This window comes from Simiaoa sp. (assembly GCF_051972595.1).
In the GTDB taxonomy this organism is placed as follows: domain Bacteria; phylum Bacillota; class Clostridia; order Lachnospirales; family Lachnospiraceae; genus Acetatifactor; species Acetatifactor hominis.
Genome location: NZ_JBOKRY010000067.1, coordinates 1 through 10,127, shown reverse-complemented (window position 1 = coordinate 10,127; position 10,127 = coordinate 1). Strand labels below are relative to the sequence as shown.

Here is a 10,127-nt window from a genome sequence, read left to right as displayed (position 1 = left end):
TCCGTTTGGAGAAACTCCGATGCACTCAACAGGCTAAAGCCCATAAAAAAACCGCCCATGACAGAATCTGCTTCTGTCAAGGACGGGTTATTTACATTTCCCGCGGTGCCACCTTGCTTCACAATTGCTTGTGCTCTTACAGGATACCAACATATCCCCGGCAACTGACGTATGCCCTCACGTCGCAGAATACTTGAGGTCTTAAGATTCTATGTGTCCTCTTTGACTGCGCCCTCCGTGGTCCATTTAACAACCTGCGTTCCAACCTTTCTCAGCATCCGGTCTCTCTGTAAGTGCACGAACTGTCTTTATCTCCACATCAATGGTTTTCTTACCGCTGTATTTAATTTTTATTTATAGTACTGCTTTAGTGTGCTAACGTCAAGTAGTGATTTTAATCTTTTTTGTAAAAAATCTATGCGTATTTTATTTTTCTATCTTCCTACTTTGAGGAAAAGCTCACGGATTCCTTCATAGTAACCGATGGTCACCGTGGTACTGCCTTCCTCCTCCCCAGGGAAAGTATACTTGGCAAAATACGGCGTCGTCTCCAACAGCGGATTTGGGTCCTCATATTTTTCAAGACCGGTCAATTCCAGATATTCCGCATACCGGTCGATCATGGCATCCGTATCGATGTCTTCCCATTGCTGTCCGGTCCGGACATAGAATTCATAAATTTTTCCGGTATCCGCATCCAGATAAATATCCAGAAAACGGTTACTCTTATCCGCATTCCTTACGTCCGTAGACAGGCTGAGTTTCCATACGGAGAGATTATTCCTCGGCTCCAGCACATCGATGGCTGAGCAGATCACCGCTTCGTAAGAGTCTTCCGACACTTCCTTTACTTCCCCGGGAAGAATTCCCTGCTCCTTCAGGGCCTGAATCTCTCTGTTGCATGCCTCATATACCGCTTCCTCCTGAATCTGTCCCTCTCCCGGCTGCTGACGATTCTCCACAAACGCGTAGGTACCCGTCATTTCTCCGTAGTTTCCTGCCTCACTGTCCACTCTGGTCAGAAAACGCAGTTCACTCTCCGGCAGGGTCTGGCTGCTCAGACATCTTCCCAAAAGATACAGCTTCTGATTGCTGCTCATGCGGTAACGATATCCTTCCGCTCCTTCCACTGCCTCTGTGGTAATACTGTTTAAGAGTCTCTCATCCCTTTTGGCCGCGATCCATTCCGGACCCCACAGAGCCGCAAGAATGACCACAACTGCTACCGCAAAGCCCAAAGAACAGCTCTTCCATCTATTCATCCGACTTCACCCCCCTCGTCCGGAATCAGAAAGCTCATGCAGCTTCCAAACCCCAGCGTACTCTCGATCTTCAGGCGGCTGTGATGCAGCTCCAGAATAGCGGTACACAGTGCAAGCCCCAGTCCCGCTCCGTTATGAGCCCTGGATCTGGATTTATCCACCATATAAAAAGCCTCCGTGATCTTTTGAAGTTCTTCCTCAGGGATACCGATTCCTTCATCCCGCACCTGAAAATAATAACCGTTCTCCATGCGCCTTCCTGTGATCTCCACGGTCTGCCCCTCCTCGGAGGCTTTGATGGCATTATCGGTCAGATTAATCAAAACAGTCTTCAACAGGTTCTCCTCGGCATAGAGTTCTCCCTTTTCCCAGCTGATGTCAACCTTCACCCTGCCGTCTTCCGGGTTCTTGGTCTCATCATAAATTTCCTGCAGATACGAGAAAATACCGGAGACATTTGTAGTCTTACGATCGATCTCCTTACGTCTGGTCACAATGATATCCAGCAGTCTGAGTGCCATAGTCTCCAGGCGTTTTCCCTCTGTATAGATATAATTGGCACACAAAAAATGCTTCTCATCATCCAATTTCCGGGAACGCAGCATATCCGCATAACCGATCATGGCAGTCAGCGGTGTCTTCAGTTCATGGGAAAATGCGGCAATAAAATCTTCTCTGGCTCTGACTTCATTTTCCAAATTCTGAATATTCTGTTCCAGCGCCTCTGCCATGCGGTTAAAATCTGCAGTCAGCTGTCCCATTTCATCATTACTGATCTGCTCCGCGCGATAGCTGTATTCTCCCTCCGCCATTTTGCCGGTGGCACGGGTTAAAAGTCTGATAGGTCTGGTCAGCCAACAGGCAATCAGCGTCATGACCGCCCCACTGCATAACAATACGATCACCGTAACCTGACGATACATCCGAAATCCTTCCGTCCTCTCCGTATATACCGCAGTTACATTTTTCATGGTCTCTAACGTAAGCATTCGGTCGGACACATTGATCCTGGTCTGTGTCTGGATATAATAGGAATCCCCCGATTGCAATACCCGGTACACTCTCGTATTTTCTCCGCGTTCTTCCCACAGAGAAGTATCCCCGGTAAACCCTTCGCTGGCATACAGCACCTTACCGTTCTCATCACTGATCCGCAGCAATCTGTTGCCGTGCTGTCCACTGTTCTCCAGGTATACTCCGATCTGTTCCACCGTTCCGTCCGGAAGCACATCATATTTGGATGGAATATTTAAAGCTGCCGTCTCAAAAGCGAACCTCAAAATACTGCTTTCATCAAGTGCCTGTCTGGTCTCACGCTCCATGGAGGTCTGAAATACATAATTTACAAAAAAATAACCGCTTGCTCCGCATGCCGCTGCCATGATCAACATCGTACAAAACAGTATTTTCCAGGAAAATTTCATATATCTCTCCTTTTACCCGCTCCGGGTTATGCGATCTCCAGCCGGTATCCCACCTTATAGACCGCTACCAGCTGACGCTCCCATCCCATCTTCTTGCGCAGGCGCTGCACATGAAGTTCTAAGGTTCTGCTATCTCCGTCATACTCTTCGCCCCACACTTTTTCATACAGACTTTCCTTGAACAGGGCGATATTTTTGTTCTGGATAAACAACACCAAAAGTCCGTACTCCTTATTGGTCAGCACCACGGGAATCCCTGCCTTGGTCACCATTCTGGCATCCATGTCCACCATCACATCACCGGCAGACAACTGTGCTCCCATCTTATGGAATCTGCGCAATACGACCTCCACTCTCGCCAGAAGTTCCACGACATCAAAGGGCTTCACCAGATAATCCTCTGCGCCAAGCCGCAGCCCCTTTACACGATCCTTCACATCTCCCCTGGCTGTAATGAAGATCACCGGGATCTTTAAAGGTCTGATATATTCCATGATGTCAAAGCCATCCACTCCCGGAAGCATAATATCCAGTAAGATCAGATCGAATTTTTCTCTCTCGATACATTCGATTGCTTTCATGCCGTCCTGTACGCTTTTACAAAAATATCCTGCTGCCGACAGATTCAGATCGATCAGATCACAGATCGGCTTTTCATCATCCACGATCAATATTTTTATCATTATGTCTGCCACCCCCAGTAGGCACGTATCTTCCCGACCAGCGCCTCTAAAGTGTCCTCCTCCGTACATTTATACTTTGCGGTAAAATCTTCGTCCTTTTCAAATCCGGCAGTCCGCTGATAATACACGGTACACACGGTATCTACCAACAATTCCCCAGAGTCTCCCTCATAACTGTATTTTGCAAATACCACCAGATCCTTGAAGCCATCGCCGTCCAGATCCTTCCCCTGGATTCCCTTCAGCGCATAGAGATTGTCGTAATCCTCCATAGGCTGGAAACTCCACACAATATTTCCCTGCTCGTCGATCAGGTAGATCATAAACACATCATATTCCGCCATCCGGTATACTCCGGGCACTACCTTCATTTTCCCCAGCTTTTCAAAATTACGGGTATAGCTTTGTTCCTCGATCACCCGGAAATTATGACTGAGCAGTTCTCCGTATGTCTCCGCAGTGTAGAGGAATTCCGTGGAACGGCCGTCGCGTACGAAGTTCAGGATACACGCCGGATTTTTATTCATATCAAAGCGGTTGATCTTGTCCGAGATCCGATAGTCTCTGTAAAAGCTGCCATCCTCCTGGAACAGAACATCTCCCACTTTATAAGATTTCTCCTGATAATCTCCTCTATCGTTATGGCACTGGGCAATCAGAATAATATCCGTATCGCCGTCATTGTCCACATCCTGAAAAGATACCGATGCAAGCTTCTCTATGGGCTGCCGCAGTTCTCCCGGATAGCAGTAATTTGCCTCCAGCTGATCCGTCTTGTACAGAACCTGTCCATTATCATCTGCGATAAAAACTGCCAGTCTGTGGTACTGCTTGTCCAATGCCGCATAGAACCAGACCTCATCCACTTCGTCCTCAGGCGTATCCTCCGGCAATTTCTGAAGCGGCATGGCAAATACCTGATCCTCCAGCAAACGAAATCCGTTTTCCTCCAGCTCCGTGATCTTCTCTATACGCCGAAGCCTGGACTGATACCTGACGTACTCTTCCGCCACCGATCCTGCGTTCCTTCTGGCTGCAGTCACGGAAAAAGAAAAGGCAGGAACAAGCGTAAATAAAGTTGCAAAGAGCATGATACATGCTATGATCAGCATGTTTTTTCTCTTCCTGTCTTTCGGCATGTTCCCACCTCCTTTGTATCCAATTTGTTCTATCTATACTTGCTTACTTTATATCCGGCAGATCATCGATAATAATGTGTCTGGGTTGCCCTGTGATCATGATCGGGGTCAGTTCCGCCTGTATCAGAGGCTCGATATAGTTCTTCATCTCTGCTGTCACGTAATCTCCCTCTTCCGTAATCCAGGAACGGGGAACCTTTTTCTCCAGATTTGCTACCTTATGCACATCGTAGAGATCCGTGGTGCAGATATAGGGATCCTGGGATACTCTTTTCAGGATCACCATCTGACCGGTCTTGCCCTCAAAAGCTGCCTTTACTGCAGTACCGCCTACCTGATAAGCCTCGGTGATATCCACACGGGAGGTCAGATGTCCTGCACAGCGCTGGAGGGTAGACAGTTCAATAGCTCTGGACTTGCAGCCCAATTTCTCGATGATCAGGTCGGACAGATATTTACCGGTACCGGATAACTGCACATGACCGAAGGAATCGGTCTTGTCCGAGTGTGCGGACAATTCGCAGACATATCTGCCGTCTGCCGTCTTGATACCTTCCGATACAGCGATGACGATGGACTGTTTCTCTACTACCAGTTTCTTTACTTTTTCCAGAAAAGCATCCACATCGAAAGGAACCTCCGGCAGATAGATCAGATCCGGACCTTCGCAGTCTTCACTCTTGGCAAGTACTGCCGCACCGGTCAGCCAGCCGGCATTTCTTCCCATGATCTCGATGACCGTCACGCTCTGCATCTCATAGATCAGACCATCACGTACCAGTTCCTTGGTAACGGTGGCAATATATTTTGCAGCGCTGCCGTAACCGGGCGTATGATCCGTACCCTCCAGATCATTATCGATCGTCTTGGGCACACCGATAAAACGGATCGGGCTGTCAACTGTCTGGGCATAATCGGAAAGCTTTTTTATGGTGTCCATGGAGTCATTACCGCCAATATAGAAAAATGCCGTAATCTCCAGTTCTTCCAGAATTTCAAAAATTCTCTCATAGATAGTCTTATCTGCACTGATCTCCGGAAGCTTATAACGACAAGATCCCAGGAAGGATGCCGGTGTTCTCTTCAGAAGTTCCACATCCATGTCATTGCGGATCTTCTCCCCCAGATTCACTATCTTTTTCTCCAGAAGTCCCTGGATGCCGTAACGCATACCGTATATGGTTTCCGCGCCCATATCCTTTGCTGTCTTATAGACGCCGGCAAGGCTGGCGTTGATTACCGCGGTGGGACCTCCGGACTGTCCTACGATCACATTTTTCTTCATAGCATTTTCTCCCTCTGTTCATTCCTTACCATAATAGAACACCCATCAATCGGAGCCTCCGGTTGATGGGTGTTCTCATTCTTAAGGTTCCGTCGAACCTATTTTACCAAACTTACTGTCTCTCTGGCAATAGCAAGTTCCTCATTCGTAGGAATTACCATAACAGTGGTCTTGCTGTCAGGAGTGGAAATAGCGATCTCCTCGCCGCGCTTGTGGTTCGCATCCTCATCGATAGATACGCCCAAGAAGCCTAAATGCTCACATACCAGAGAACGGACCAGAGGTGCATTCTCACCGATACCTGCGGTAAAGCAGATCACATCTACACCGTTCATTGCTGCTACATAAGAACCGATGTATTTTGCTACACGGTAGCAGTAGGTGTTCATGGTGCGGATGCAATGCTCATCACCTCTGTTATAACCATCTTCCAGATCTCGGAAATCGGAAGACAGGTTGTTGGACAGGCCGTATACACCGGACTTCTTGTTCAGAACGGTCATGATCTCGTCGATATTCTTGCCCTCTTTGTGAGCGATGAACTCCATGATAGCAGGATCAATATCACCGGAACGGGTTCCCATGATCAGACCTTCCAGAGGAGTCAGACCCATGGAGGTATCTACGCATTTGCCGTTCTTAACTGCAGATACGCTGGCACCGTTGCCTAAGTGGCAGACGATGATCTTCAGATCTTCGTACTTCTTGCCCAGAACCTCTGCAGCCTTCCTGGATACATAAGAGTGGCTGGTTCCGTGGAAACCGTAACGTCTGATCTTGTACTTCTCATAATACTCATAAGGCAGACCGTACATATAAGCTTCCTCAGGCATGGTCTGATGGAAAGCGGTATCGAATACAGCTACCATGGGAGTAGCGGGCATCAGCTTTTTGCAGGCATTGATACCGATCAGGTTTGCAGGGTTATGTAAAGGAGCCAGATCGTTGCACTCTTCGATGGCTTTCATAACGTCATCGGTAATGATGGTAGATGCTGCGAACTTCTCACCGCCGTGTACGATACGATGTCCTACGGCACCGATCTCATCCAGGCTCTTCACCACGCCGGTCTTTTCATTGGTCAGAGCTTCCAGTACCAGACGGATTGCTTCAGTGTGATCCGGCATGGGAGTTACGGTCTGTTCCTTCTCGCCGCCATCGGGGGTATAGGTGATCCGGCTTCCTTCGATACCGATTCTCTCACAGAGACCCTTTGCGATGCATTTCTCGGTCTCGGAATCAATAAGCTGGAACTTCAGGGAAGAGCTTCCGCAGTTAATAACTAAAATATTCATGGTAAATTCCTTTCTTTTTTAATCTGTAAGACTAATGTTCTATGATCTCATGCCACCCTGTAAGGGCAATACATGAATACGGTGCGGGACAGATATCCCGCACACGTTTATGGTTCTTATAATGATTATACTAACTGTGCCTGTACAGCAGTCAATGCTACAACACCAACGATATCCTGCCAGGAACATCCTCTGGACAGATCGTTAACAGGCTTTGCGATACCCTGTAACATAGGACCGTAAGCTTCTGCGCCACCCAGTCTCTGTACCAGCTTGTAGCCGATGTTACCTGCATCCAGATTCGGGAAGATCAGAACATTTGCATGACCGTTTACAGGGCTTCCGGGAGCCTTGGACTTAGCAACGCTGGGAACCAGCGCTGCATCCAGCTGCAGTTCACCGTCTAAGGTCAGATGAGGATACTCCTCATGTGCAATACGGGTAGCTTCTACTACTTTGTCAACCAGAGCATGCTTGGCACTGCCCTTGGTGGAGTGGCTTAACATAGCAATAACAGGCTTGGGTCCGATCAGGGACTTGAAGCTTCTGGAAGAGGTATCTGCGATAGCAGCCAGCTCTTCGGGGGTGGGATCCTGGTTCAGACCACAGTCAGCAAACAGGAAAGTTCCGTTCTCACCCTGGTCTTTGAATACAGTATCCATAACAAAGAAGGCGGATACCAGCTTAACGCCGGGTGCCGTCTTTAAGATCTGCAGTGCGGGTCTTAAGGTGTCTGCGGTAGAGTGACATGCACCTGCTACCATACCGTCTGCATGGTTAGCCTTAACCATCACGATACCGAAGGTCAGGTAATCATTTAACAGGATCTCTCTTGCCTTTTCGGGAGTCATTCCCTTTGCTTTTCTGGTTTCATATAATAAATTCACATAGTCATCCAACTTGGGAGTTGTTTTCGGGTTAACTACTGTTACCTTGGACAGGTCGACTTCCAACCAGCCTGCACCATCCATGATCTTCTCTTCATCACCGATCATAATGATGTCTGCGATACCTTCTTCTACGATACGGGCAGCAGCCAGTAATGTTCTCTTATCATTAGATTCCGGTAATACAATTGTTTTTTTGTCGAGTCTTGCTCTCTCTTTAATCATGTCAATGTATGACATATCCATTCTCCTTTCCGGCGGGGGATACCCGCTTCCTCCCAAATAACTTCTGTAAAGTTTTGGTTTTATCTTAACAAACCGATGTATTTATATTATACTAAATACATCTGGAGTAGACAAGGGCATAATGTTCGCAAAATTGTATATTTTCAGATACAACCTTTGAATTTCAATTACAAAATATGCTGATAACCATGCATATGTAAACGCTTTCAGCGTATGTTATTTTTTTCACATGCGCAGCTTGTATTTGTATTCGATTTACCGTATATTTCTTTTCACGAAAGGAGCCATATTATGAAGGTCAATGGTATTGTCGCAGAATACAACCCTTTTCATAATGGTCATGCTTACCAGATGCAGCATGCCAAAGAAGCCACCGGCGCCGATTATACGATCATCGTTATGAGCGGCAACTTCATGCAGCGCGGTGCCCCTGCCCTGTTAGATAAGTTCACCCGCGCCAAAATGGCTTTGGAATGCGGTGCGGATCTTGTGCTGGAACTCCCCATCTGCTACGCTGCTTCGAGTGCGGAATTTTTTGCCAAGGGCTCCGTTGCTCTATTTGACAAACTGGGAGTCACCACAAATCTGTGCTTTGGCAGCGAATGCGGTAACATCGATACGCTCTCCCGGATCGCCGAGATCTTCTACACGGAGCCGGAACCTTATGTGGAATCCCTGCGCTGCAATCTGAAAAAGGGAATGTCCTTCCCGATTGCAAGGACCTGGGCTCTGTTGCAGTACGCTCCTTCATTAAGTGATGACAAGGATGTGCTGTCCTCTCCGAATAATATACTGGGAATTGAATATCTGAAGGCCCTGATGTCAAGGAACAGCAAGATTGTTCCCTTCACTACCACCCGTGTAGGTGCGGATTATCACGATAAGCGCCTGGGAACCAACCAGTGTTCCGCTATTGCCATCCGCCAGTCCGTGGCTGCCGGGCATGATCTTGCCTATCTGACATCTCAGATGCCGGAAAATGCCTATGAGATATTGCGGACTTCTCTGGAGGAACAGAAGCCTCTGTTTGCGGATGATTTTTCTGCGGCGCTGCAATACAAGCTACTGACGGAATACTTCGAGGGCTACGACAAGTATCAGGATATTTCCCCGGATCTCTCCGACCGTATCCGCAATACCCTGCCGTCCTTCACCGGCTTATCTTCTTTCTGCGATCTGCTCAAGAGCAAGGATATGACCTACACTCGTATCAGCAGATGCCTGTTCCATATTTTGCTGAATATGACCAAGAAAGAATTCGAGACCTGCAAGGCTGAAGATTATATTTCCTACGCCAGAGTGTTGGGCTTTTGCAGGGATGCAGCTCCTCTCCTTACCGAGATCAAAAAGAACAGCTCCATTCCTCTCATTACCAGTTTGGCAGACGCAAGACAGACACTTCCCGCAGATGCTTTGCGTATGCTGGATCAGGATATTCTCCGGAATCAGATCTATCTGGGAAATCTGGCATTGAAGAACCAAAAAGAAATGGTGAATGAATATCGGACACCGATTGTGATTGTGTAAATTGAGAGTTTACGCGAGCAATGAGCCGCGCATAGTCAAAATAAGAACCGTGATTTGGAGCTTGCTCACAAATCACGGTTTTTACTTTTGCCGTGATGCGGCGAACGCCGCGATATGAAATAAGATTGGCAGCGCCTTTTGCTGACAATCTTATGAATAGCGAGGCTCATTGGGAAAACTGCCAATAAATGTGGAGCATCTTTTGCGACACATTTATGAATTGAGTGCATGGCTCGTAACGTAGGGTTGCCGTAAACCCCACGAACGCCCACGGCGAACGGAATGTCCTTCCTCGATGTGAGGTCTCCCGGTGGGAATTTTCTAACGAAAAGTGAGTAGCGGTTCTAATCCGTACGGGCACGGCTCCAGTTGCCATCCA

Annotated in this window: 8 protein-coding genes; 1 reads left to right on the top strand and 7 read right to left on the bottom strand. The window is 47.8% G+C overall.

From position 1 onward, the window contains the following. Positions 1 to 434: 434 nt before the first annotated feature. The 7 genes from ACTRDR_RS14505 to pta all read right to left on the bottom strand — a co-directional run bounded on the left by ACTRDR_RS14505 (position 435) and on the right by pta (position 8,215). Positions 435 to 1,262, bottom strand: coding sequence for a hypothetical protein (locus ACTRDR_RS14505; RefSeq protein WP_440528325.1), 828 nt, complete (start codon positions 1,260 to 1,262; stop codon positions 435 to 437). Beyond that, positions 1,259 to 2,686: a sensor histidine kinase gene (locus tag ACTRDR_RS14500; RefSeq protein ID WP_440528323.1), complete on the bottom strand. Its 1,428-nt coding sequence runs from the start codon at positions 2,684 to 2,686 to the stop codon at positions 1,259 to 1,261. Before ACTRDR_RS14500 ends, ACTRDR_RS14505 begins: the two co-directional genes overlap by 4 nt. A 26-nt stretch (positions 2,687 to 2,712) precedes the next feature. Continuing rightward, positions 2,713 to 3,369, bottom strand: coding sequence for a response regulator transcription factor (locus tag ACTRDR_RS14495; RefSeq protein ID WP_440528322.1), 657 nt, complete (start codon positions 3,367 to 3,369; stop codon positions 2,713 to 2,715). Beyond that, a complete protein-coding gene (locus ACTRDR_RS14490; RefSeq protein ID WP_440528320.1) occupies positions 3,369 to 4,508 on the bottom strand; it encodes an FG-GAP repeat protein in 1,140 nt (379 codons plus the stop codon). The genes ACTRDR_RS14495 and ACTRDR_RS14490 overlap by 1 nt, the downstream gene beginning before the upstream one ends. A gap of 43 nt (positions 4,509 to 4,551) precedes the next feature. Next, complete coding sequence (locus ACTRDR_RS14485) at positions 4,552 to 5,793, bottom strand: 6-phosphofructokinase (protein ID WP_440528319.1); 1,242 nt, start codon at positions 5,791 to 5,793, stop codon at positions 4,552 to 4,554. A gap of 98 nt (positions 5,794 to 5,891) precedes the next feature. Then, positions 5,892 to 7,088 (bottom strand): acetate/propionate family kinase, encoded by a 1,197-nt coding sequence (locus ACTRDR_RS14480; protein WP_176863943.1) that lies wholly within the window; start codon positions 7,086 to 7,088, stop codon positions 5,892 to 5,894. Between the two features lie 125 nt (positions 7,089 to 7,213). Beyond that, the gene (pta, locus tag ACTRDR_RS14475) at positions 7,214 to 8,215 is read right to left on the bottom strand and encodes a phosphate acetyltransferase (RefSeq protein ID WP_176863944.1); all 1,002 of its coding nucleotides are present in this window, start codon (positions 8,213 to 8,215) and stop codon (positions 7,214 to 7,216) included. Positions 8,216 to 8,512: 297 nt separating this feature from the next. Between pta and ACTRDR_RS14470 the strand changes: the two genes are divergently transcribed. Further along, positions 8,513 to 9,748 carry a nucleotidyltransferase gene (locus tag ACTRDR_RS14470; protein ID WP_440528317.1) on the top strand — a complete coding sequence of 412 codons (1,236 nt, stop codon included), beginning with the start codon at positions 8,513 to 8,515 and terminating at the stop codon, positions 9,746 to 9,748. Positions 9,749 to 10,127: the final 379 nt, after the last annotated feature.